Origin of the sequence: Chryseobacterium sp. 'Rf worker isolate 10', assembly GCF_050753305.1 — a bacterium.
Classification (GTDB): Bacteria; Bacteroidota; Bacteroidia; order Flavobacteriales; family Weeksellaceae; genus Chryseobacterium.
Genome location: NZ_JBOZOF010000003.1, coordinates 134,556 through 158,354 on the forward strand (window position 1 = coordinate 134,556; position 23,799 = coordinate 158,354).

At 35.1% G+C, this 23,799-nt stretch carries 20 protein-coding genes; 11 read left to right on the forward strand and 9 right to left on the reverse strand.

The window, feature by feature from the left end:
* Window positions 1-2: 2 nt before the first annotated feature.
* The 3 genes from LKL37_RS14955 to LKL37_RS14965 all read right to left on the reverse strand — a co-directional run bounded on the left by LKL37_RS14955 (window position 3) and on the right by LKL37_RS14965 (window position 5,389).
* Window positions 3-2,162: a patatin-like phospholipase family protein gene (locus tag LKL37_RS14955; protein ID WP_431611321.1), complete on the reverse strand. Its 2,160-nt coding sequence runs from the start codon at window positions 2,160-2,162 to the stop codon at window positions 3-5.
* A 2-nt stretch (window positions 2,163-2,164) separates the two neighbouring features.
* Window positions 2,165-4,612, reverse strand: a complete 2,448-nt coding sequence (locus tag LKL37_RS14960) for a bifunctional UDP-N-acetylmuramoyl-tripeptide:D-alanyl-D-alanine ligase/alanine racemase (protein ID WP_431611322.1) — start codon at window positions 4,610-4,612, stop codon at window positions 2,165-2,167.
* Between the two features lie 189 nt (window positions 4,613-4,801).
* Window positions 4,802-5,389 carry a thymidine kinase gene (locus LKL37_RS14965; RefSeq protein ID WP_431611323.1) on the reverse strand — a complete coding sequence of 196 codons (588 nt, stop codon included), beginning with the start codon at window positions 5,387-5,389 and terminating at the stop codon, window positions 4,802-4,804.
* A 61-nt stretch (window positions 5,390-5,450) separates the two neighbouring features.
* Between LKL37_RS14965 and LKL37_RS14970 the strand changes: the two genes are divergently transcribed.
* From LKL37_RS14970 to fabG, 4 genes are all read left to right on the forward strand, one after another.
* Window positions 5,451-6,923, forward strand: coding sequence for a hypothetical protein (locus tag LKL37_RS14970; protein ID WP_431611324.1), 1,473 nt, complete (start codon window positions 5,451-5,453; stop codon window positions 6,921-6,923).
* Between the two features lie 2 nt (window positions 6,924-6,925).
* Window positions 6,926-7,600: a 16S rRNA (cytidine(1402)-2'-O)-methyltransferase gene (gene rsmI, locus LKL37_RS14975; RefSeq protein ID WP_047377914.1), complete on the forward strand. Its 675-nt coding sequence runs from the start codon at window positions 6,926-6,928 to the stop codon at window positions 7,598-7,600.
* A gap of 6 nt (window positions 7,601-7,606) precedes the next feature.
* A complete protein-coding gene (locus LKL37_RS14980; RefSeq protein WP_431611325.1) occupies window positions 7,607-9,118 on the forward strand; it encodes a WG repeat-containing protein in 1,512 nt (503 codons plus the stop codon).
* A gap of 173 nt (window positions 9,119-9,291) precedes the next feature.
* Window positions 9,292-10,035 carry a 3-oxoacyl-[acyl-carrier-protein] reductase gene (gene fabG, locus LKL37_RS14985; protein ID WP_047377912.1) on the forward strand — a complete coding sequence of 248 codons (744 nt, stop codon included), beginning with the start codon at window positions 9,292-9,294 and terminating at the stop codon, window positions 10,033-10,035.
* Window positions 10,036-10,088: 53 nt separating this feature from the next.
* Here fabG and LKL37_RS14990 read toward each other — a convergent pair whose 3' ends face one another.
* Window positions 10,089-11,126 carry a GMP reductase gene (locus tag LKL37_RS14990; RefSeq protein ID WP_431611326.1) on the reverse strand — a complete coding sequence of 346 codons (1,038 nt, stop codon included), beginning with the start codon at window positions 11,124-11,126 and terminating at the stop codon, window positions 10,089-10,091.
* Window positions 11,127-11,187: 61 nt separating this feature from the next.
* On the opposite strand from LKL37_RS14990, the gene LKL37_RS14995 reads away from it, so the two are divergent.
* The 3 genes from LKL37_RS14995 to LKL37_RS15005 are packed head-to-tail and all read left to right on the forward strand — an operon-like array spanning window position 11,188 to window position 13,587.
* Window positions 11,188-11,940, forward strand: a complete 753-nt coding sequence (locus LKL37_RS14995; RefSeq protein WP_431611327.1) for a prolipoprotein diacylglyceryl transferase — start codon at window positions 11,188-11,190, stop codon at window positions 11,938-11,940.
* Complete coding sequence (locus tag LKL37_RS15000) at window positions 11,937-12,173, forward strand: hypothetical protein (protein WP_431611328.1); 237 nt, start codon at window positions 11,937-11,939, stop codon at window positions 12,171-12,173. Before LKL37_RS14995 ends, LKL37_RS15000 begins: the two co-directional genes overlap by 4 nt.
* A gap of 10 nt (window positions 12,174-12,183) precedes the next feature.
* Window positions 12,184-13,587 carry a radical SAM protein gene (locus LKL37_RS15005; RefSeq protein WP_431611329.1) on the forward strand — a complete coding sequence of 468 codons (1,404 nt, stop codon included), beginning with the start codon at window positions 12,184-12,186 and terminating at the stop codon, window positions 13,585-13,587.
* A 57-nt stretch (window positions 13,588-13,644) separates the two neighbouring features.
* Here LKL37_RS15005 and surE read toward each other — a convergent pair whose 3' ends face one another.
* The 4 genes from surE to LKL37_RS15025 form a co-directional block, all read right to left on the reverse strand.
* The gene (gene surE, locus LKL37_RS15010) at window positions 13,645-14,433 is read right to left on the reverse strand and encodes a 5'/3'-nucleotidase SurE (protein ID WP_431611330.1); all 789 of its coding nucleotides are present in this window, start codon (window positions 14,431-14,433) and stop codon (window positions 13,645-13,647) included.
* 369 nt (window positions 14,434-14,802) lie between these two features.
* Window positions 14,803-14,973 (reverse strand): lmo0937 family membrane protein, encoded by a 171-nt coding sequence (locus LKL37_RS15015; RefSeq protein ID WP_236852306.1) that lies wholly within the window; start codon window positions 14,971-14,973, stop codon window positions 14,803-14,805.
* A gap of 162 nt (window positions 14,974-15,135) precedes the next feature.
* Window positions 15,136-15,447, reverse strand: coding sequence for a hypothetical protein (locus LKL37_RS15020; RefSeq protein ID WP_431611331.1), 312 nt, complete (start codon window positions 15,445-15,447; stop codon window positions 15,136-15,138).
* Window positions 15,448-15,496: 49 nt separating this feature from the next.
* On the reverse strand, window positions 15,497-16,207 hold the full coding sequence (locus tag LKL37_RS15025; RefSeq protein WP_431611332.1) for a hypothetical protein: 711 nt from the start codon (window positions 16,205-16,207) through the stop codon (window positions 15,497-15,499).
* 661 nt (window positions 16,208-16,868) lie between these two features.
* Between LKL37_RS15025 and LKL37_RS15030 the strand changes: the two genes are divergently transcribed.
* Window positions 16,869-18,998 carry a carboxy terminal-processing peptidase gene (locus LKL37_RS15030; protein ID WP_431611333.1) on the forward strand — a complete coding sequence of 710 codons (2,130 nt, stop codon included), beginning with the start codon at window positions 16,869-16,871 and terminating at the stop codon, window positions 18,996-18,998.
* Window positions 18,999-19,052: 54 nt separating this feature from the next.
* Here the strand turns inward: LKL37_RS15030 and LKL37_RS15035 are convergent, their stop codons facing one another.
* Window positions 19,053-19,556, reverse strand: a complete 504-nt coding sequence (locus LKL37_RS15035; protein ID WP_105700296.1) for a superoxide dismutase family protein — start codon at window positions 19,554-19,556, stop codon at window positions 19,053-19,055.
* A 238-nt stretch (window positions 19,557-19,794) separates the two neighbouring features.
* Here LKL37_RS15035 and LKL37_RS15040 point away from each other — a divergent pair, with 238 nt between their 5' ends.
* The 3 genes from LKL37_RS15040 to LKL37_RS15050 all read left to right on the forward strand — a co-directional run bounded on the left by LKL37_RS15040 (window position 19,795) and on the right by LKL37_RS15050 (window position 23,772).
* Window positions 19,795-20,433, forward strand: a complete 639-nt coding sequence (locus LKL37_RS15040; RefSeq protein WP_431611334.1) for a 4'-phosphopantetheinyl transferase family protein — start codon at window positions 19,795-19,797, stop codon at window positions 20,431-20,433.
* A 97-nt stretch (window positions 20,434-20,530) separates the two neighbouring features.
* On the forward strand, window positions 20,531-21,433 hold the full coding sequence (locus LKL37_RS15045) for an AraC family transcriptional regulator (protein WP_431611335.1): 903 nt from the start codon (window positions 20,531-20,533) through the stop codon (window positions 21,431-21,433).
* 92 nt (window positions 21,434-21,525) lie between these two features.
* Window positions 21,526-23,772, forward strand: a complete 2,247-nt coding sequence (locus LKL37_RS15050) for a TonB-dependent receptor (protein ID WP_431611336.1) — start codon at window positions 21,526-21,528, stop codon at window positions 23,770-23,772.
* Window positions 23,773-23,799: the final 27 nt, after the last annotated feature.

The following is a 23,799-nucleotide window of genomic DNA, read 5'->3' on the forward strand; positions in this document are numbered from 1 at the left end:
TTTTAAAACCAGTGTCCTAAAATAACACTGAATATACCTTTTTGGTTATTTTTAAGTGAGTGGCTGAAGTTTACTTTTATCTGCCCGAAAGGAGATTTGTAACCTGCCGTTATTCCCAGTGAGCTATAATTTACTTTAACTGCATCTTCAAACTTGATATCGTTTGATAAGTTAGCAAAGCTGAAATTTCCACTGATGAAATAGTTTTTGTTAAACTTAAACTGGATATCGTTAGATGCCAGTATCACATTATTTGTATAAAGCTGGGCGAAATAAAATCCACCAAAGCTTTTGAAATTAATCAGATTCTGTTCAAAAATGCCTCCTAATCTGAATTGGTAAAAGGCGGGGAGGTTTTCTCCAATAGTAAGTCCTCCGAATAGGTTAAGACGATAACTGAATTGCTTGCCAAGAGGGATATTAAGCTTAAGGTCTGCCTTGATCTGAATGATTCTTTTGTCTACTTCAGATTTTAAAAGGTCAATAACCTTTCCTTCTGCAGCAAAATAAACCCCTTTGGTTGGAAATTCTTTATCATCTTGAGTATCGGTTTTAATGAATACATACGGATTTAAAAAACGGCTATAGCGTCTGTTGTCACCATTGCTGTTTTCTGCTTTGAAGTAATCATGGCTGATACCACCGCCAATTGCAAATTTATCTTTCCATGTAGACTGTAAATAAGCTTCATTTCTGAGCCATTCCCAGCGGTCTACTGCATAATTATCGACATTCTTTATATCAAAGCTCATTCCTGATGAATAAAGACCAAATCCTGGAATATATCCATTATCTATAAAATAATTCAGATAATATCTCAAACGGTCACCTACAACAATATCCAGGGAAAGGTTTGAGTTTTTAAATAAAAGTCTCTTTGCAGAGTAATTCAAAAGAAGTCCTGTTTTGAAAACTTCATCATAATGAAGTCCGAATTTTAAAAAATGGCGGGCATCATCTTCAGTCACGTAAAGCTTCAGATAGTTGGCATCATTCTCCTGAACGATATCATAATTGATAAATTTATAATTGTTTGTGGCAACCAGTTTATCAATCATTTTATTAATGCTTCCATAGGTCTGCAGAGAGGGAAGGCGTAATCCCATTTTTCCCAGAGTGTAGTTTTTTCCGTAGATCTTACTTCCTTCAATGGAAATGCTGTCTATCTTATATACATTGGAATAAATTGGGTTTATGCGCTGTCTTAGACGGTCAAATGGCCGTTTTGGAAGCTGGTCCAGCACCTGAGAATATTTTAATCCTTCTACATAGCCGCTATCCAGAATTTTCTTTTTTTCATCATAGCTTGTAGCAGACATTCCTTTAAGGTTGGGTTTTATATTGATGTCTGTGTATTTATACTGCTTTCTGGTATCTTTCTTTATTCCAAAATCAATGACCTGGTTCAGAATGGATATAATATTATTTAAATCTTCTCTTTTTGATAGATCCTGATTAAGGTCCACACCGATGACGATATCAATTCCTTTGTCCTTTAAAGGTTTTGAGGGGTAGTTTACCGTCATGGCGCCATCAATATAAATACTGTCACCTATTTTAACAGGATCCATTAAAGAAGGGAATGCGGAACTCGCCATGATAGATTGCACCAGATCTCCTTTTTCAAAAATCTGCATATTGCCGCTTTCCAGATTGGTAGCAACGCATAAGAAGGGGATTGGCATTTTGGAAAAGTCCTCAATATTGGAAACGTTCTTAAAAAGTTCTTTCAGAAGATAAACATTTCTCTGTCCGGTACTGATAGAGGAGGGAAGTGTGATTTTTCCATTTTTAAGCGGAATGGATAAAAGATATTTGTCTACAGATTTATTGAAAAAGCTGGCTTCCTGCCTTGATTTCGGATCCATAATTAAAGAATAGAAATCCGTATCCATGACTATTTTTTCAATTTCTTTTCCGGAATAGCCTGCAGCATACAATCCACCTACGATAGCTCCCATACTTGTTCCGGAGATATAGTCGACTTTCACTCCCAACGAATCCAAAACTTTAAGAACTCCGACATGTGAAAAACCCTTGGCCCCACCACCTGCAAGTGACAGTCCTATCTTTGGATTTTTCGGAATCACCAAATTTTTTTTTACCTGAGAATGGATCAATAGCAGTGGGAATATGAAAAGCAGAATCAGGATTTTTCTCATAATTAATCTTTTATATAAATCCGTTTCACCCGGGGAGAAATGGAGGTTAATACTTCATAGGTTATCGTTTTGCAGTAGCCTGCAAATTCTTTTAAACTTGGTTTGGCGTTGAAAACAGTTACTGTATCGCCTTCTTTCACATTGGGAATATTGTCAACATTAATCATCATCATATCCATACAGATATTTCCAACGATGGGCGCTAATGTTTTGTTTACTCCAACGTTTCCTACCTGATTTCCGATCAGTCTCGGAATTCCGTCCGCATATCCTACAGGGATCGTTGCAATTCTTGTAGGATGATCAGCCTTATATCTTCTGCTGTAACCTACAGATTCACCGTTTTCAACTGTTGATATCTGTGAAATTACGGTTTTAAAGCTTACAACAGATCTTAATTGCTTCTGAATCTCAGGATCTGCCGATTCTCCAAGCATACCAATACCGATTCTCACCATGTCATGCTGATGATCTTTATAACTTGTTATTCCGGCCGAATTCAGAATATGGCGGATAGGAGTATATCCTAATTTTTCAATAAGATAGCTTGAATTTTTTTCGAAAATCTCAAGCTGTTTCAAAGTAAATTCTTTCTCTTCAGGCATATCAGAAGATGATAAATGGCTAAACATACTTTGTACCTTTACATTTTTCTGGCTTAAAGTTTCACTTAACTGATCCAGTTCAAAATCTTTGAAACCAAGTCGGTGCATTCCGGTTTCCAGTTTAATGTGAATAGGATATTTCTTGTCATATCCGGATTTCTGAACCGCTTCATAAAATAATTCCAGAACTCTGAAACTGTAAATTTCAGGTTCAAGGTTATACTCTATAATCGTTTGATAGCTGTGCTGCTCGGGGTTCATTACAATAATAGGTGTTGTAATTCCTTTTTTACGGAGTTCAACACCTTCATCAACGTAAGCTACACCAAGATAATCTATATGATGATGTTGTAGAAATTCTGATACTTCATAACTTCCCAGACCGTAGGCATTGGCTTTTACCATGGCCATCATTTTAGTTTCCGGTCTCAGAAGTGATTTATGATAATTGATATTATGAAGAATTGCATTAAGGTTTACTTCTAATACCGTATCATGCTTTCTTAACTCAAGAATATCTTTTAATCTTTCTATTTCAAATTTTCTGGCTCCTTTTAGCAGAATGATCTGATTTTCTAATTCAGTAAGATACTTGCTTTCAATTAATTCTTTAGTATCAATGAAAGTATATGTTTTAGCTTTAAATAAATCACTAAAGTTTGAAATTTTATCACCAATTAAGAATACAGAATCAAAATGTTGTTCATTCACCAGTTCAGAGACTTCTTCATACAATTCTTTTGCGTTGGAATTTACTCCTACGATATCTGTTAAGACCAGCGATTTTTTAGATTTATTATATTCATTCAAAAACTGAAGGGCAGTCTTCAAAGAATCGAGGTCGAGATTAAAAGAATCGTTGATGACAATATTGCCCTTAATTCCTTCAATCGCTTCAAGCCTCATTTCAACGGCTTTTAAAAGGTTGATTTTTTCGACGATCTTTTTATTTTCGACATTCAGTTCCTTAAGGACTGTGATAAGCGCCATAGCATTGGTTAATGTCGCTTCGTCTCTTTGATGGACCGGAAAACTGATTTCTTCACCAAAATGTTCAACAATGATGTTTTCATCTTTAGAAATATTGCTGTTGATGAAAACATTATTCTCTTTTTTAAAACCGTAAGAAATTAATTTTTTGTCAGAATAGGAATTTTTAATTTTTTGATCAGCCAAAGAATTGTCACCATTATAAATGATCACCTCAGAATTTTTAAAAAGTCTGATTTTTTCATCAATCAATTCTTCTTCGGAAGAAAAGTTGGCAGCATGAGCTGTTCCGATATGGGTAAGCAATCCGATCTGAGGATGGAAAATATTTTCAAGCTTTTCCATTTCATGCGGTTTTGAAATTCCCACCTCAAAAATTCCCAGCTGATACGAGCTGTTGATCTGAAGAAGAGACAGCGGAAGACCGATCTGAGAATTAAAACTTTTAGGACTTTTTACCGTAGGAAACTCATTCCATAAACATTGATACAACCATTCTTTTAAAATAGTTTTACCATTGCTTCCTGTAATTCCGATAGATTGTAAGTGAGAATTTTCGAAATGATACTTTGCTAATTTTTGAAGAAACTCTACGGAATTTTCAACAATGATCCAGGTTATATTTTCAAACTCCGGATAATGATGTTCAGAAATAATGACATTGATACCTCTGTCAATTGCAGATTCTATAAATTTTTCACCGGAATTTTTATGTGTATTGATCGCGATAAAAGCCGTATTCTTGGTAGAATAAATAATCCTGCTGTCATACGCTATATTTTTAATCAATATATTTCCGTCTCCAATGACCTGTGCATTGGTGATCTCTGCAATGTGTTGTATTGTATAGTTCATTGGTACCCTTTCTGCTTTATTTGGTGCGAAACTGCAAAAAGGTAAAATCACAAAAAGTAATGAACCGGTTATTTTAAACTGATCCTTTTTCAGATTTTACAATAGAGCGCTTTCGCTTTTTATTTTATATTAAGTGAATAGATCTTATGGTTTGGTAAATACAGTTTTATAGTTTTACCTTTTCAACATTTATTTTCTTTTTGAAAGTACTTCGTCAATAAAGACACGGCGGCTTACTGCCTCATAGCTTTCAGTTTCTCCCAATTCTACGAGATTATCTCCCTGTGAAGTTCTCATGGAATAGTTGGCAAGATTACCAGTTCTTTTGCAAATAGCATGCACTTTTGTAACATACTCTGCTGTAGCCATCAAATTGGGCATTGGCCCGAACGGACGGCCCAAAAAATCCATATCCAATCCTGCAATTACTACTCTGATACCACTATTGGCAAGCTGGTTGGCAATATCAACAATACTTTCATCGAAAAACTGAGCTTCATCAATGGCGACTACATCACAATTGGATGCAAGCAGAAGAATTTCATTAGGATTTTCCACTGCTGTACTACGGATTTTATTCTGATTATGAGACACTACATCCTCTTCAGAATACCGTATATCCATTTTGGGTTTAAAAATTTCCACATTCTGTCCTGCCATTTCTGCTCTTCGCAATCTGCGGATCAGTTCCTCGGTTTTTCCCGAAAACATAGAGCCACAAATTACTTCCATCCAACCACTTTGTTTGGAATGATTAATTGTATTTTCTAAAAACATTTGTTAAATTAGCCGTATATTTTTAACATCAAAAGTAAGCAATTTTAATAAGAATCTTATTATGCAGAATATCCAAGATTTAAAGGAAAAGATTTTTTTTGAATCCATGAATATCATTGATAATCTGGACAAAATAAGCAATATAGACGAACTACTTTCCAAGCAAGATCTTGTAGATGAGCTTGCTAACAGGATTTCTTTTTTGAAACTGCTGGAAAAAAATATTGAATATTTCGTTGCAGACAATCCGGTGAAGAATCCGGATCATCAGCATCTCTCTTTTGTGTCAGGAGATACAGATCATCATGATTCAGGAAACGAAGTGACGGAAGAAGAAGCTATTTTTAATAATGAGCTGAACGAAATTGATGAAAATGAAGTTTTCTCAGATGGATCTGAAGAAGAGGAAGCTGTTTTCAACAACCAGTTGAATGAAATTGTTGAAAATGAATTCCATGAAAATATTGTAAGCTTTGCAGAAGAAAACAACGAAGAAAAACTACCGGAAAGTATTCAGGAACAGACTCCTGAACATGAAACCCTGGAGGAAGAAGCTGTTTTCAATAATCAGCTGAACGAAATTGACGAAAATGAAATTTCAGAAGAACAGAGAGCGGTTTTGAGCTTTGTAGATGAAGAAAAGATTCTTGCAGATTCTACACCGGATTCTGATGAAGATCTTAATGAAGACTTGTTTCATCATGAAGTAACGGAAGAAGAAGCCACTTTCAATAATCAGCTTAATGAAATAGAAGAACAGGAAGAAGAATCCGAAAAAGAAACTGATTATGCTGTAGTAAATGATGCTAATGTTACACTACCGGAGACGATACCTAGTATTTTTGATGCAGAAACATTGGATGATGAAATACTGATTGAAGAAAACGAAGAACAATTTGTAGCGTCAAATGTCTCAATAGAGCAGGGAGAAATGGCTACAGAAACTTCCAATGTAGAAAACATTCTGAGTGAGATAAAAAATGATCATTCTGAAGAACCTGTAAAAGAGGAAAGTATTCTTGCTGAAGTATATGACAGAAGAAAAATCGTTGAAATAGACAGGCCTGTTCCTGAAGAAACAGACAGACATCCTTCTGATGAGAGCTTTGAAAACTTAGAAGCATATCAGCAGGAGAAAAAAATAAAATTAGCCAATATCAAAGGATTGAAAGCTGTTCAGTCACTTTTTGATGATGATCACCTGGAAACAGATTTTCCTAAAGACAAAGAACCGATGGTAGTGAAAGAAGATACAGGAAGTATCCTGAAATCCAATATTCCTACCCAATTTATGGAAGCAGACAAGCAGAAACCAGAATTCAAGCTGGATCTGAATGACAGAATTGCTTTCTCAAAAACGCTGTTCGAAGGAAGCCAGTCTGACCTGAATGATGCAGTATATCAGCTGAACCAATTCAAAACACTGGAAGAAGCCAAAGAATATCTTAGTGATCTGTATTACGAAAGAAAGTGGAGTAAAGTGGATGAATATGCGCAGAGACTTTGGATATTGGTGGAAAATAAATTCTTATAATTTTGAGCGGAATCCTATATTTTGTTCCCACACCCGTTGGGAACCTGGAAGATATGACATTCAGGGCAGTAAATGTCCTGAAAGAAGTAGATTATATTTTATGTGAAGACACCAGAACTTCCGGAATACTTTTAAAACATTTTGAGATCTCCAAGCCTTTAAAATCTTATCATTTACATAATGAGCATCAGGCAACAGAGAAAGTAATTACAGACCTTAAAAACGGTCAGAATATAGCAATTATTACCGATGCAGGAACACCTGGAATTTCGGATCCTGGCTACTTACTGGCAAAAGCAGGAGCAGACAATAATATTGATATGATTTGCCTTCCCGGAGCCACAGCTCTGATTCCGGCATTAGTGGTTTCAGGGCTTCCTAACAATGAATTTTTATTCGCTGGTTTTTTACCACAGAAAAAAGGAAGACAAACAAAGCTTAAGCAGCTTGCTGAAGAAAAAAAGACTATCGTTCTTTACGAAAGTCCTCATAAAATCAATACCACGCTGGAGCAGATCAAAGAATTCTTCGGAGAAGAAACCAAAGTAAGCTTAAGCCGTGAAATCTCTAAGAAATTTGAAGAAACTAAACGGGGAACAATCAATGAATTAATTGAATTTTCCAAGAGTAAAACTTTAAAAGGAGAGATCGTTCTTATTGTCAACAATTCTATTTAATTTTCCTTGAAAAAATTAATTTTTGTATTATGTTCTGTAGTCTGTACAGCACAGACTAACCAATATATGAAAGTGATTCTGTCTAAAAAGACAGAAAAGGAAGTAAATTCCTATTCGGAGGGATACGGAACATTCTACGATTCTGGTTATAAAAAACAGGGAATCGTAGATTCTTTGGGGAATATCACCTTTGAATCTCCTTACAAAGGAAGCATTTTACATGTCTTTAAAAACAGATTCATTCTTTATTCTGAAGAAGGAAACAGTAGGAAATCTTCCATTATTGATGAAAAAGGGAAAGAACTTATTCCTTTGGATAATCAGGAGTTTAATACACCATGGTGGAGCAAAGAATGCATTATTTCTTCAAAACAGGATAAAGAAGCCGTGTATGATTTTAACGGAAAGGAAATCATTCCTTACTCTGAGAAGATCCGTTTTTCTGGTAAGAACAGGTTTTTTGTTTTAAAAGATAAAAAATGGTTTCTGTATGACCTTAGCGGAAAGCAGCTCAGCACCCGCGAATTTAAAGAAGATTACAACTTCGAAGACGGAAAAGCTCTGATCATTAATGATGACAACGAAAATGAAATCATTGGAAATAATGGTCAGACACTGCACAAATTTTCGAAACAGATCGTAGATATCAATGCCTATCCTTATCTGATTACCAGAAATAAAAGTACAGGAAAATATGGTTTGATTGATACAGATGAAAATGTCATTGCAGAGGAAATTTTTAATGATATCACACCAGAATATTTTGGTAAAAAGGAATACATCTACCTTACAAAAAATGGAAAGACAACTGTTTTCAATAAAAAAGACAGGAAGCTGCATGCACAGGCTTTTAAATATTTAAATCCTTTATTGAATAATCTTTTCAGTGTTTATAATGATAAAGTAAAAAAATCCGGTATTGTAGATCTGCAGGGGAATATCATCCTTCCTCAGGAATATGATTTTATCAAAAGTTTTACTATTTCGGGCAAAGATTTTATTTACCTTAAAAAAGGAAATGAAGAGCAGTTTCTGGATAAAAATCTTAAGAATATTGTAGGAGAAGGAGTTCAGGTTTTAGGTTTCTATCCGGACAATCTTATCATCGGAAGACAGGATCGTTTCTACAGATTTTCTGTCGCAGATCAGTCGGTATCTGAATTGAAAAATATCAGCCAGATAAAAAATGAAGATGTTGAATATTTTAATCCTCTTAATCAGTACTCAAAACCTTTAGTATGTAAAAATACAGGCAATCTTTATGGCATTCTGGATGGGAAAGGAACAGAAATTGTACCCTTTATTTATGAAGATATTATAACATTCGGGAATGCTGAAAACGAGATTGTGGTAAAAAAAGAAGGCAAATTCGGGGTTTCCAACTTTCAGAATGAACCTCTTAAAGAAATAATTTATGATAAATATTTCTGGCAGAAAGAAGTACTAAAGCTGGATAAAAGCAAAAAAACAGATTTTATTTATTTCACCAGATTTAAAAATAACTCAGCTCAGCTTTAGTAAATATCCAGAGAATTGTCAAAAAAATCCAGTATTTTAACAATTTAAATGGCTTGAATAACATTTTATAATATCTTTGCAAACCGTTTAATTCCCGAAAGGAATTGTAGAAGCTATAAGAGGCAGCTGTCACAAGCTGAACGAGTTATAAAAGAAAATAATTATCAATAGATATGAAAATATTAGAAGGAAAAGTAGCATTAATTACCGGAGCTACAAGAGGAATCGGTAAAGGTATCGCTGAAATGTTTGCTCAGCAAGGGGCAAAAGTAGCATTTACCTACGCTGGTTCTGTAGACAAAGCAAAAGAATTAGAAGCAGCTTTAAGTTCTGTAACCCAAATTAAGGGATATCAGTCTGACGCATCAGATTATGATGCAGCTCAGAAATTGGTGGAAGATGTAATGGCAGAGTTCGGACAGATTGATATTCTGATCAACAATGCAGGAATTACAAAAGATAACCTGTTATTGAGAATGTCTAAAGAAGATTGGGATAAAGTAATCAAAGTAAACTTAGACTCAGTTTTTAACCTTACAAAAGCGGTAATCAAGCCGATGATGAAGGCAAGATCAGGATCTATTATCAATATGACTTCTGTAGTAGGAGTAAAAGGGAATGCCGGACAAGCCAACTATGCCGCTTCTAAAGCTGGGGTTATTGGATTTACGAAATCTGTTGCGTTAGAATTAGGGTCAAGAAATATCAGATGTAATGCTATTGCTCCCGGATTTATTGAAACGGAAATGACTGCTGTCCTGGACGAAAAAACAGTTCAGGGATGGAGAGAAGAAATTCCTATGAAGAGAGGAGGACAGCCTGCAGATATCGCAAATGCGTGTGTATTTTTAGGAAGTGAAATGTCAGCATACATTACCGGACAAACGTTGAACGTTGACGGTGGAATGTTAACTTAAAATATAAAAAGGCTGCATACTTGCAGCCTTTTTTATTCTTTGTAAAATCAATACTAATTAAAAACCTGATTTTCCTGTTCCTGAACTCTGATAAATGTAGTTCTCTTGGAAAGTTCTTTAAGGGTAGATGCTCCTACATAAGTACAGGTAGATCTTACTCCTCCTAAAATATCCTTTACGGTGTCTGCCACAGGACCTTTATACGCTGCTTTCACTGTTTTCCCTTCAGAAGCACGATATTCTGCTACCCCTCCGGAATGCTTATCCATTGCGGTTTTGGAACTCATTCCATAGAAAAGGCGGTATTTTTTACCATTTTCTTCAATTATTTCGCCGCCACTTTCGTCATGGCCGGCAAACATTCCGCCCAGCATTACGAAATCAGCACCACCTCCAAAGGCTTTTGCAACATCTCCTGGTACTTTACAGCCGCCATCAGCAATGATGTGTCCTCCCAAACCATGGGCTGCATCAGCGCATTCAATAATTGCAGAAAGCTGAGGATAGCCGACGCCTGTTTTTACTCTGGTTGTACATACAGATCCAGGGCCAATACCTACTTTTATAATATCTGCACCCACCAAAAGAAGCTCTTCTACCATTTCTCCGGTAACCACATTTCCGGCTATAATAATTTTATCCGGAAAATTAGCTCTTGCTCTCTTCACAAATTCAACGAAATGCTCAGAATAGCCATTGGCTACATCAATGCAGAGAAACTCAATTTTTGGATGCTTTTCGAGAATTTGTCTTATTTTTTCTTCGTCAGCTTTTCCCGTTCCTGTGCTTAAAGCAATATATTGATGAATGCTTTCAGGCTGGCTTTCCAGAAACTGGCTCCATTCTTCAGGGGTATAATGTTTGTGAACCGCAGTAATAATTTTTTCTTTTGCAAGTTCTACAGCCATTTCAAAAGTTCCTACCGTATCCATATTGGCTGCAATTACAGGAACTCCCGTCCATTTTTTCTTAGTATGTTTAAAAGTAAATTCTCTTTTCAAATCAACTTCTGAGCGGGATTTTAAAGTAGAACGTTTAGGGCGGAACATTACATCCTTGAAACCCAGTTTTATGTCATATTCTATACGCATTTTGTAATTATTTGTCAGAATAAAGGTAGTGAATAATATGAAATAGTGTATTTTTGAAATAATGGATTTTCCTGTAACATTTCATATTTTCGGCAAAACGATCCTTGCACATCCTCTTTTTGAGGCTGCCGGAATGTTTTTGGGAATGAGATATTATTTTTATCTGAAACGTAAATCTAAAGAAAAACTTTCATTCAATACCTCTGCTGCAGTTTTGATTGGAGCTACCGCCGGAGCTTTGATAGGTTCCAAATTAATAGGAAATCTTGAAAATCCCTATACGTTATTTGAGAATTTTAGTATTAAAAAATTTTGGTCAAATAATACTATAGTCGGAGGCCTGGCCTTTGGCTTACTTGGTGTGGAGCTTGCAAAGAAGATTGTACATCATAAAGAAAGTACAGGAGATCTTATTGTTTTTCCTTTGATGTTTGCCATTATTATAGGCAGGATAGGGTGTTTCCTTACCGGAATTTATGAAGAAACATATGGCATTCCTACTGATTCTGTTTTTGGAATGCATCTGGGAGATCAATACCTCAGGCATCCTGTTGCTTTATATGAAATAGCTTTTTTAATTGTTCTCTGGCTGGGATTAAAATATATTCAAAATCTTAAGAAATATCCTTCAGGGTTTATTTTTCAATTGTTTATGCTCAGCTATTTTACATTCAGATTCTTATTAGATTTTATAAAACCAAGGGTTGAGATCATAGGAAATCTTGGTATGATTCAAATGGTCTGTATCTGTTTAATTATTTACTATATTTATACTATAAACACCAAGGTTTTATATTTAAAACATTCAAAATGAAAATTTTAACTATTTTAGAAACAGGTAATCTCATGGGTTTAGTCATAATGATCATTGGAGCAATTATTTTGGCTGCTTTGTTTTTTTCCCTTATCGTTACTGTTGTTACAAAAATAATCTATGAAAGGAAGGGAGACCGAAAATTCACTAAAAAACAATTTATTCAAACAATGCTGATCTGCCTTCTGATCTGTGGATTGATCAGTGGCTATATTTGCGGAGGAAATTTTTAAAATTTTTGCTATGCCGGTAAGAAATTATACCTATTACGACTATACAATCAGTCTTTGTCCAGAGTGCCTTAAAAGAGTTGGTGCTAAGATTATCATAGAGGATGAAGCTGTATTTATGACCAAGAGATGTCCTGATCATGGCTTTTTTAAAACAAAAATAGCCTCCGATGTACATTACTATAAAAACATAAGGAACTATAATAAAGCCTCAGAAATGCCACTTCATTTCGGAACCGGTGTAGAATATGGTTGCCCCTATGATTGTGGACTTTGTGTAGATCATGAACAACATAGCTGCCTTTCTATTGTAGAAGTTACAGACCGTTGTAATTTGACTTGCCCTACGTGTTATGCTATGTCTTCTCCGCATTATGGAAGTCATAGAAGTCTGGAAGAAATTGAAGCCATGTTTGATGTTATTGTAAAAAATGAAGGTGAGCCGGACGTTGTTCAAATCAGTGGGGGAGAACCCACAATTCATCCGGAATTTTTCAAAATTATGGATATTGCAAAGTCAAAACCCATTAAACATCTCATGCTGAATACCAATGGAGTCAGAATTGCCAATGATCCTGGGTTTGCTGAACAGCTGGCGACCTATGCTCCTGAGTTTGAAATATACCTTCAGTTTGATTCATTTAAACCGGAAGTATTAGAAGATTTTAGGGGAAAAGATCTTACTGCTGTAAGAATGAAAGCATTGGAAAAACTCAATGAGCTTAATCTTTCCACTACATTAGTTATTGTCCTTCAAAAAGGTAAAAATATTGATGAAATTGGAAAAATTATAGAATTTGCCTTGAAACAAAAATGTGTGAGGGGAATTACTTTCCAGCCTGTTGAAATTGCCGGAAGAAACAGGGAAGATTCTGCTCACGAAAAGATTACTTTAACGGAGGTAAGGCAGGAAATAATCAATCAGTTTCCTTTATTAAACGCTGATGATATTATTCCGGTTCCATGCAACCCGGATTCCCTGGCTATGGGATATATTTTAAAACTTCAGGGTGAAACAATTCCTTTGACCAGGTATATCAATCCTGCAGATCTTCTGAATAATGAATCGAGAAATACTATCGTTTATGAACAGGATAAAGGGTTGCATATGCAGCTGCTGGATATATTCAGTACCGGAATTTCTGTAGATAAAGTACAGCCCAAAGTAAATCAGCTGTTATGCTGTCTTCCGGAAGTTTGTGCTCCGGATCTAGACTATGATAATCTGTTTAGAATAATTATTATGAACTTTATGGATGCTCATGATTTTGATGTACGGGCAGTAAAGAAGTCTTGCGTGCACATCGTCAATAAAGACTTGAAGTTAATTCCTTTTGAAACTATGAACCTTTTCTATAGAGATGAAAAAAAAGCGTATCTCGAAGAACTCAGAAAAGAAGATAAGGTATTATTTTAATACATAAAAAAGCGTGAAATCAAATTTCACGCTTTTACTATTTTTAATTTCGGAGATTTATTTTGCTTCTTTTACATTTTCAAAAGTCATTACCTCTTCCAATGTTTTCATATATTCATAAGCTGTAAGGTCAAATTTTACAGGAACAATAGAAATATATCCGTTTGCCAATGCTGTTTCATCAGCATCTTCAGAATCATCCATATTGTTGAAATAACCGGTTAGCCAATAATACTTTTTACCATGTGGATTTATTCTTTCATCAAAGCTTTCTTCCCATTTGGCATGAGCTTGCTTGCATACTTTTACTCCTTTTATTTCTTCAGCCGGAAGTTTAGGAATATTGACGTTTAGTACAACGCCTTTTGGCATAGGGTTTTCCAGCGTTCTTCTTACAATATTCTGAATAAATTCTTTAGCTTGAGTAAAATCTGCTTCCCAACTGAAATCAAGTAATGAGAATCCAATCGCAGGAATTCCTTCTACACCAGCTTCTACAGCTGCAGACATAGTACCGGAATAAATTACATTGATGGAAGAATTCGCCCCGTGATTGATTCCTGAAACTACAATGTCAGGTCTTCTTGTCAGAATTTTGTCAAGAGCCATTTTTACACAATCTACGGGAGTACCGCTGCATGAAAAATCAGTCTGTGGGCCTTCCAAAGTAACTTCTTCGTAGCTCAGTGTAGAATTAATGGTAATAGCGTGGCCTTTTCCACTTTGAGGAGAGTTTGGTGCTACAACAACTACTTCTCCGATTTCATTCATAAAATTTACAAGGTTTCTGATACCAGGAGCTGTAATTCCATCATCATTAGTCACCAGAATAAGTGGTCTTTCCATAAATTATCTTTATTTTTTTATTTAAATAGGGTGAGTTTGTTCATTTTCAGAATTGAACAAATAGATTTTCAACACATCAAATGTAGTTAAAAATAAGACGCAATAAAACAGAGGTTTATTATTAAGTATAGTGTATTTAGAATTAATACACCAATATTTTGACGATGAAATAAGGATGAAAGCAGAGTGTAAGATGAATTTAAAGTTCAGAACATGAAGCTGAAATGAAGAAAAATTAATAAAGACTAATATCTTCATCACATTTACGTCATAGCTTTGCAGGTGTCTTTACATACATAATTTTTTATTACCCGAACACACCTGCTAAGCCTGACGGTCTTGATTTAAGTGGTTTAACAAAATAATAAACTAATCAAGAGGTTTTCTGCCGGAAATGATATTATAAAGAATAACAACAATGGCAATGACCAGTAAAATGTGAATTAAATAACCCGTACTAATTCCAGGAACTATTCCCAACATTCCTAATAGCCAAACAACTATGCAGATGACTGCGACTAACCATAGTAAACTTTTCATGACTTAATATTTTGAATTTGTATAAGGTAATACTATCATATTTTATGCCCTTATGGGTGAAAATTGATTTTTGTGGTATCTGTTTTAAATTATTGAATATAAATAAAACTCCCTTCAGGCTATACCTGAAGGGAATAATTAAAAATTAAAATAAGTAATACTTTATTTTGCAGTTCTATTTGCCCCACCAGGGTTCCCAGGATTTCCTGGATTGGTAGGAATAGTAGTAGAAGTGCAACTTTTTGAAGAAACTGTTCTGGTAGTCCCTAATGGGCAGCAAAGAAAATACTTAGTTACAACTTTATAAGTAACTGTACAAGAACCTTCTTGTTTGGTCTCGTAACAAACTTTAAACCAACAGCATAGTGTTTTTTCACTGTTAGCATTAGTTCTAAGTTCTTTTGTGTTTGCACTCATAAGTGACGAAGTGCTAAATGTTGCAAGTAATAAACCTGCCAAAATTGTTTTTTTCATCGTGAATTTAATTTAAAAATTAAGGTTAAAATATTTTTTGTAAAAAAAATTATTGATAAAAGGCTACAGCCTGAAATCGGGATCCTGATATATTACCTCCCTGTTCACAGGATATATATGGGTTGCATGTGCCTTCCACTTTAATCGTATGGGTTCCTGCAGTTAGATTGATGAAGAAACTGCCCGTGTTATAAAAAACACCAGTTAAAGCAGGAGGTGGAGTAGGCTCATCAGGGTTTACATAATTCGTAACGGTGTTTGTTGATTTTGTAACGATGTTACCATCCACAACCAAATTGGTTCTAAGCATTTTGATTCTTCCATCTTTTGGAGGTAGGGAAGTACCATGTTCATAAATCTTATTAAGAGGAATAGAAAAATTAATTTGCACCAAGGCATCCTTCGCAAGGGTTATAGTCTTACTTTGAATTTCAATGGGAGTTCTGACATTGCTTGCACTGGTGTCAGCATCATCAATAGCAGCAATTCCTAAAGAATTTAGATCAAATAAAATATCATATGAACGAGTGGCAGGAATAGCACTTTCAGGAACAGATTTTAATACTCCGTTTGCATCTGCAACTACTATTTTATCAACGCCAGAAACGTAAGTGTTGGGAAATAAGGTTCTTACGCGAGCTGTGCCATTAATGTCTAATGTGTTTGTTGGAGTACTAGTGTTTATGCCTACAGCACTGGCTTGTGCATTAAGCATCGCTGAAGCAACAATTGCTACAACAATTGAATAATTTTTTTTCATATTTATGAGTTTAAAAATGTGTTTTTTGAAATGTTTATCAGGCTGTAAAGAGGAAAAATATTTTAGTATTTATTATTTCACTTTTGGAAGAAGTGAATCGTTATACAAAATCAATTTGACCTATGAGTCCTCAAACTTTTCGACTGTGAATCTAATTATTTATCACTACTTTTTGATAAATAATGTCTACTACACATGTACGACATTTGTATAATTATCAGATTTACAATATTATAAAGTTGTATAAAACTGAATGTTTTGAGTTTTTATATCTATGACAAGGGATAAATTTTGAAAAAAGTATTTTCCTTTTAAATCTGGTCCCAATTTTTATAAATTTTAATAACAATGAAGTATTAAATAAGAATGTTTTTTTTAAAATATCATATTCATGTCTTATACTTTTATTTTATTATAAAGTTTTAGTGCGTATATTTTTCTTATCCAATTACAGATGTAAAAAGAGAATGATGTTTCTGATCAAGCTTTTTTGTGTTAGATTATCTCTATATGAACAGAAATTGTATTCCTTTAATAAAAAAATATTTAAAACTGTCTGATAATTGCAAATAAGGTATTAAATTTGATCATTTGTAACAGTACCAAGCTTACTGCTACTAATTACTATACTTATTTAAAAATTAATAAATAAAGACAGTTTATGTGGAAAAATTTCAAACTGAATAAATTTTTACTTCTTATTCCATTAACCAGTCTGATGTTTTGTTTCAACTCGCCAAAGAATGACGATGAAAAGATGCAGACGATCATGGTGAGCGTAAAAAATACACTTTCTTATCTGCATTATAGCCCAAAGACTATCAATGATGCCTATTCGAAGGACGTTTATAAGCATTATTTCGAATTGGTAGACCCTGCAAAAAGATATTTCCTGCAATCTGACATGGATGAATTCAACAAGCATGAAACAAAGCTTGATGATTATATCAGCCAGGGAGATCTTACATTCTATAAACTTACGATTGACAGGCTATACCAGAGAGTAGACGAGATTGATAAAATCACTCAGGATATTTTCAGCAAGCCGATTAATCTTCAGGAAGACGAAACGCTTACCCTAGAACCAAAACTTAAAAAAGTACCTGCCAATAAGCAGGAACAGTATAACGAGTGGAAAAAATTCATCAAATACAATATTCTTCAGGAAGTTGAATCGATGAACAGTAAAGAAGAAGCTCAGAAAGAAAAGAAAGACTCTGTTCAGAAGTATAAACTGAAAGATACTATTAAGCTTAAGGTTCTTACTCAGGATGAAAAGATCAAAAAAGCTACTGATGAAGTAAAAGATCTCGTAAAAGATACCTTTACCCGATTCAAAAAGAGAAAGAAAATGGACTGGTTTACAGTGTATATGAATGCCTATACAGAAGTGTTCGATCCACATACCAACTATTACTCTCCAAAAGATAAAGAAGATTTTGATACCCAGTTTACTGGAAAAGTAATTGGTATCGGAGCATTAATCCAGGAGAAAAAAGGAAACCTCTACTTAGGAGCTCTTACAATAGGTGCACCGGCATGGAAGTCTAAGCAGCTCTCAGAGGGAGATAAAATCCTGAAAGTAAGATCTAAACCGAAAGAAGATGCTGTAAACGTGGTGGGAATGCTTTCTGATGAAGCTGTACGACTGATCAGAGGAGAGAAAGGAACACCTGTTACATTAACTGTTCAGAAAAAAGACGGTACTATCAAAGATGTAACAATGATCCGTGAAGAGGTAGCTATTGAAGATACTTTCGCAAGAAGTATTGTAGTGAATACTCCAAATGGTAAAAAATATGGTTTCATCAACCTTCCAAGCTTTAATGCTGATTTTGAAAATGCCAAAGGAAGAAACGCTTCTGATGACATCAAAAATGAAATCATTAAACTAAAAGAACAGAATATTGAAGGAATCATTCTTGATCTTAGAAATAACGGAGGTGGTTCATTAACTGAAGTGGGAGATATTATGGGGCTTTTCATGGAAGCTGGTCCTTACGTTCAGGTAAAAGACGGAAACGGAAAAATACAGACGCTTAAGAATAAAAATGAAGCTCCGATCTGGACAGGCCCGCTTGTCATTATGCAAAATGAACTTTCGGCTTCTGCTTCTGAAATCCTTGCCGGAGTAATGCAGGATTACGGAAGAGCAATGATCATCGGATCTCCGCAATCTTTCGGAAAAGGAACCGTGCAGACTTTTGTTGATCTGAACAGATTCCTGAACACAGAAGATGATTTCGGATCTTTAAAACTGACTATTCAGAAATTCTACAGGATTACCGGAGAATCTACACAAAGAAAAGGGATCGTTTCTGATATTCAGATGAAAGACTTCTTTACGTATGCTGAAGTAGGAGAGAGATACGACGATTATGCCTTAGCGTGGGATAAAATTCCATCTACAAAATTCCAAAAACTGAATTATTTCAATATTCAGGCTCTTGAGAAAGCAAGTGCAGGAAGAATGGCTAAAAACAGCAATTATCAGTTGTTATTAGAATCTGCTCAATGGAGAGAGAAATTGGATAAAGAAGAAAATATCACTTTGAATATAAACAAGTTTAATGAGCTGATGAAGAACAGAAAATCTCAGATTGAAAAGTTCAAGGCTTTGACAAAATTTGAGAACGGACTTCAGTTTATGATGTATCCAAGTGAAATTGAAAGAGAGAAAAAAGATGAAGCTTTCAAGAAAAAATCTGAAATGTGGATCAAGAATCTGAAAAAAGATCTTTACCTGCAGGAAGCAATGAATATTGTATCAGATATGGGAGCTAAATCCTAAACATAAAAAAACCGCTAATGAAAATTAGCGGTTTTTTTATTGAATAAATAAGGATTATTTAATTTCTACACATCCCACTCTTCCTCCGGCATTTCCGGTAGGCTGGGTATGGAAGTCATCAGCTGCAGCATGTACAATAAGACCTTTTCCGATGATGTTTTTAGACTCATCTGTACAGCCCAGACACCATTTGTCTGTCTTGAAAGTCAATGTTGCCGTTCCGCTCTGATCAGCAACCAGGTTTCCTATATCTCCCATATGGAAATGTTCAGCACCCCACTTACCATGATCATTCTTGGAAGGATTCCAGTGGCCTCCGGTAGAAGTTCCGTCTGCTGCAGAGCAGTCTCCTTTTTCATGAATGTGTACTGCATGAATTCCAGGAGTAAGGTTGGTGATATCCAGCTTCATCGTTACCTCATTTCCGTTTTGAGTAAACTTTGCTGTTCCTCCTGTCTGTGTTCCGCTTTTGGCATTTACGGAGTACATTTTTGTTGTTCCGCATGAAACTGCTAAAAATGCAAATCCCGCCAATAATGCTAATGTTTGTACTTTCATTTTTTAAATGATTTATAGTGATTTTACGATAAATTTAAAAAAGATTTTCCAAAGCGCTTTATGATCCCAGTCTTTTTTAAAAAGATAGTGTAAATAATAACTGCAATTCACCTGCTTTTAGCCTTTAATTTTTAAACCTGGACAAGGAGTCTAACTTCTTTAGAAAGAGAGGAAAAAAGCTTATTTTAGTCTTCAGAAAGTAACTTGTAAATCCGGCATTTCGGCAGAAAAAAAGAAAATGATTATTCTATATACATTCATCAGTAAAGAAAAACATGAGTTTCTATTAGACAAATACCTGCCTGCATTTTCTCAGGAAGCCCAACAGGATATTCTGAGATACAGAAGATGGCAGGATGCACAGCTTTCTTTGCTGGGGAAAGTTCTTTTACAATATGGATTGAGAACCCGCTACAACATCTCTGAAGCAGAAACGGGGGTTCTTCCCAACAAAAAACCTTATTTAAAAGGCCATCATCTTCATTTTAATATCTCGCATTCTAAAGATCTTGTAGTTTGTGCTATTGCAGAATATGCTTTGGGAATAGATATAGAATTTAACGATCCTAAGGTCAGTTATCTTGATTTTAAATTTCAAATGACGAATTATGAATTTCAGGAAATTGATAACTCTGATAATAAAACAAAAGGATTCTTTACCTATTGGACGAGAAAAGAAGCCGTCATAAAAGCCCATGGAGCAGGAATGATGCTTCCTTTGGATACTTTTGAAGTCATAAAAGACGAGTGTACGATTGAAGGTGAAAGTTTCTTTACCAGAGAGATTTTTATTCATGAAGATTACCATAGTTATATAGCCTCTTCAGATCAGAAAATTAAAGAAGTATCCCTTATTTTTAAATATTTTGAAGTATAAATCTTTAGTAAAAAATAAACCGGATTTTTGATAATCGCAATAAAAGACAACAGAATCCGGATCCGGAAAAATATCTTTGTAAATTAACAACTTTGAAGTGGAAAAGTATAAAAAACGGATTGTAAAAACAATTCAATATATTGATAATCATATTGATGGAAATTTGTCTCTGGAGAAAGTTTCAGAGGTGAGTGCCTATTCACCATTTCATTTCCACAGGATATTTAAGCTGGTTACGGGAGAAACTCTTCAGAATTATATTATCAGGAAGAAAATAGAAAAAAGTGCTCTTCATCTGGCGATGCATAAAAGCATGGAGATCAAAGAAATCTATTGGAATCTTGGATTTTCAAACCACTCAGCTTTCTGCAAAACATTCAAAAAATATTACGGTCTTGCACCTACAGAATTTCGCAGATCAGCTCCGGAAAAATTTCACAAGATTTTACAAACACAAAGCAAGAACGGACAAGTTGATACAGTTTTCAGCCAATACATTTGCAATATTGAAAACCTGTTAAACTGGACCAATATGAATTTAAAAATCGAAGTAAAAGAAATGCCTGAAATGAATCTGGCATCCGTAATGAGCCTTGGAATGGCTAATGTAGAACCTTCTTTCAACATCTTGATTGACTGGGCGAAAAAGAAAAACCTGTTTCCTCGGGAGAATGTTAAAATGATTTCTGTATATCACGACAGCTGCAAAATAACACCTCTTGACAAAGTAAGAATTCATGCGTGTATGCTTTTGAATGAAAAACTGAAACAGCAGGAGGGAGAAGTATTTCCCGAAACTATAGATGGTGGAAAATACATTGTTGGAAGCGGTGAAGTTACCCTCAACGACTTTGAACAGTGCTGGGTTTCTTTGTTTTTATGGATGAATGAAAACCACTATTCTACAAGAAGAACCTTCCCCTATGAGATCTATCACACCAATTTTAAAGAACACCCGGAAGGAAAGATGATCGTGGATTTTTGCATTCCGATTCATTAATTACCATTCGGTAGCAAAAGAATGCCTTTCGGTAATAATTTTTTTACAGAAGGGCATTTCTTGTGCTACTTTTGATCCAGAAAACAATAAAAATGAAAACACAAGGACAAAACATACTGTTCCTGATTCTCCTTCTCACTTCCATAATGGGATATTCCCAGGTGAAAATATCGGGAAAAGTTTCCTTCAAAAATAAAGGAGTAGCGGAAGTAAACGTGACGCTGAAAGATACTTATGATGGTACTACAACAGATGCTCAGGGTAATTTTACATTCGAAACTTCAGAAAAAGGAGCTCACGTCATAACTTTTACCCATCCCAAATATGAAAATATTGAAAGGACAGTTACTATTGAGAATCAAGATGTTTCTTTGAGTGTAGATCTTAAAGAACAGATCAGCGAGATTGATGTCGTAGTAGTTTCTGCAGGATCTATTGAAGCCAGCGATAAGAAAAGAGCAACAGCATTACTTAGCCCGATTGATATTTATACAACAGCAGGTGCAGACGGACAGATTTCTTCAGCATTAACCTACCTTCCGGGAGTTCAGAAAGTAGGAGGAACCGAAGGATTGTTCATCCGTGGAGGTACCGGAACGGAATCTAAAATCTTTATGGACGGAAGTCTTATCAATAATTATTTTTCTAATTCTGTTCCGGGAATTGCAGGGAGAGACCAGTTCAATACTTCTCTTTTTAAAGGAAATATCTTTTCAAGTGGCGGCTATTCTGCATTGTATGGGCAGGCTCTTTCTGGAGCATTGATGCTGGAAAGTGTTGATCTTCCTGATGAAAGTTCTTATAATATTGGAATATCACCTATTTTCGTTAATGCCGGATTTCAGAAGCTTGGAGATAATAAAAACTATTCCTACGGAGCTACAGCGGGCTATTCTCTTTTAAGTCTGATGCAGAAAGTCTTTAATTTTAATACAGATTTTGTTGAAGCGCCACAAGGGCTTAATGGGGATCTGAATTTCAGGTTTAAAACAAAATCAGGAGGCTTCTTCAAATATTACGGAATGTTTAATTCTAATAAAATGGGAGTAAGATCAGAAAGCCTTGAACCCGGATATGATTTCAGCCTGGTCAAACTTAACGGCAAAAATACATTTCATAATCTTTCCTTTAAACAGAAATTCGGAAAATACCTTCTGAATGTAGGCGGTTCTTACTCCTACAATAGGTCGGATCTTCATTTTTCTACAGAAACCAATGATATTGAATCCAACAGAAGCCAGCTTCTGACTGATGGAAATTATCTGAATTTTAAAGCCGTTGTTGAAAGAAAAATCAACAGAATCAGTGCGGTAAGAGGAGGAATTGAATTGAATAATACCGATGAAAACCTGAACTTTGAAGCAGTACAGAAACATTATAAGGATTTAATTTCTTCTGCTTTTGTGGAAACTGATCTTGGATTCAGTAATGCATTGTCTGCAAAAATTGGAGTAAGAGCAGAGCACTCTTCTTTTTTAGGAAAAAACAATATTGCCCCTCGTTTTGCTATTGCCTACCGCCTTGCAAAAGACTGGACAACTTCACTGGCATACGGCCTTTTCTATCAGAATCCGGAAAGTAAATACATCAATGGGCCCGCCAATCTTGGTTTCCAGAAATCCCAGCATTATATTTTTCAGGTTCAGAGAGCTTCAGAAGGCAGAACATTACGTTTTGAGGCGTTTTATAAAAAATATGACCAGCTGATCAAAACATTTAATGTTACTCAGGATAAAGAACAAAATCAGCAGATTCAGGCGGCTTTGAACAACAGCGGATATGGATATGCAAAAGGACTGGAGTTTTTCTGGAGAGATAATAAAAAAACATTTGAAAATATAGACTATTGGATCAGCTACTCTTATCTGGATTCAAAAAGAGATTTCCTGAATTATCCTGTAAGCCTGCAGCCAAGTTTTGCTGCTCAGCACACGCTTTCAGCAGTGGCAAAAAGATTTATTCCGGAATGGAAACTTGGGGTAAACTTATCTTATACTTATGCAAAAGGGCGTCCTTATTACGACATTGCTTCCAAAATTGAAAATGGGGAAGCTATCAATTATACCCGAAACGAAGGAAGATTAAAAGATTACAATGCATTGAACTTCAGTGTTAATTATCTCCCGAATATCGGTAAAAAAAATGCGAAAGCTTTTCCTGTATTTGTATTGAGTGTCAGTAATATTTTGGGATCAAAGAATGTATATGGTTATAATTTCTCAGCCGATGGTTCCAGAAGTTCTGCAGTCGTTCCGCCAGTCAATACTTTTGTGTTCATAGGAGCATTTATAAGTTTTGGAGTAGATAAAACGGATGATGCCATCAATAATAATTTATAAAAAACATATCTTAGGACAAACAATACA

Excerpts from the sequence above, each read along its gene's own strand:
- LKL37_RS14955 (WP_431611321.1), bottom strand. The coding sequence starts at position 2,162 with ATGAGAAAAATCCTGATTCTGCTTTTCATATTCCCACTGCTATTGATC.
- LKL37_RS14960 (WP_431611322.1), bottom strand. The coding sequence starts at position 4,612 with ATGAACTATACAATACAACACATTGCAGAGATCACCAATGCACAGGTC.
- LKL37_RS14965 (WP_431611323.1), bottom strand. The coding sequence starts at position 5,389 with ATGTTTTTAGAAAATACAATTAATCATTCCAAACAAAGTGGTTGGATG.
- LKL37_RS14970 (WP_431611324.1), top strand. The coding sequence starts at position 5,451 with ATGCAGAATATCCAAGATTTAAAGGAAAAGATTTTTTTTGAATCCATG.
- fabG (WP_047377912.1), top strand. The coding sequence starts at position 9,292 with ATGAAAATATTAGAAGGAAAAGTAGCATTAATTACCGGAGCTACAAGA.
- LKL37_RS14990 (WP_431611326.1), bottom strand. The coding sequence starts at position 11,126 with ATGCGTATAGAATATGACATAAAACTGGGTTTCAAGGATGTAATGTTC.
- LKL37_RS14995 (WP_431611327.1), top strand. The coding sequence starts at position 11,188 with ATGGATTTTCCTGTAACATTTCATATTTTCGGCAAAACGATCCTTGCA.
- LKL37_RS15000 (WP_431611328.1), top strand. The coding sequence starts at position 11,937 with ATGAAAATTTTAACTATTTTAGAAACAGGTAATCTCATGGGTTTAGTC.
- LKL37_RS15005 (WP_431611329.1), top strand. The coding sequence starts at position 12,184 with ATGCCGGTAAGAAATTATACCTATTACGACTATACAATCAGTCTTTGT.
- surE (WP_431611330.1), bottom strand. The coding sequence starts at position 14,433 with ATGGAAAGACCACTTATTCTGGTGACTAATGATGATGGAATTACAGCT.
- LKL37_RS15015 (WP_236852306.1), bottom strand. The coding sequence starts at position 14,973 with ATGAAAAGTTTACTATGGTTAGTCGCAGTCATCTGCATAGTTGTTTGG.
- LKL37_RS15020 (WP_431611331.1), bottom strand. The coding sequence starts at position 15,447 with ATGAAAAAAACAATTTTGGCAGGTTTATTACTTGCAACATTTAGCACT.
- LKL37_RS15025 (WP_431611332.1), bottom strand. The coding sequence starts at position 16,207 with ATGAAAAAAAATTATTCAATTGTTGTAGCAATTGTTGCTTCAGCGATG.
- LKL37_RS15030 (WP_431611333.1), top strand. The coding sequence starts at position 16,869 with ATGTGGAAAAATTTCAAACTGAATAAATTTTTACTTCTTATTCCATTA.
- LKL37_RS15035 (WP_105700296.1), bottom strand. The coding sequence starts at position 19,556 with ATGAAAGTACAAACATTAGCATTATTGGCGGGATTTGCATTTTTAGCA.
- LKL37_RS15040 (WP_431611334.1), top strand. The coding sequence starts at position 19,795 with ATGATTATTCTATATACATTCATCAGTAAAGAAAAACATGAGTTTCTA.
- LKL37_RS15050 (WP_431611336.1), top strand. The coding sequence starts at position 21,526 with ATGAAAACACAAGGACAAAACATACTGTTCCTGATTCTCCTTCTCACT.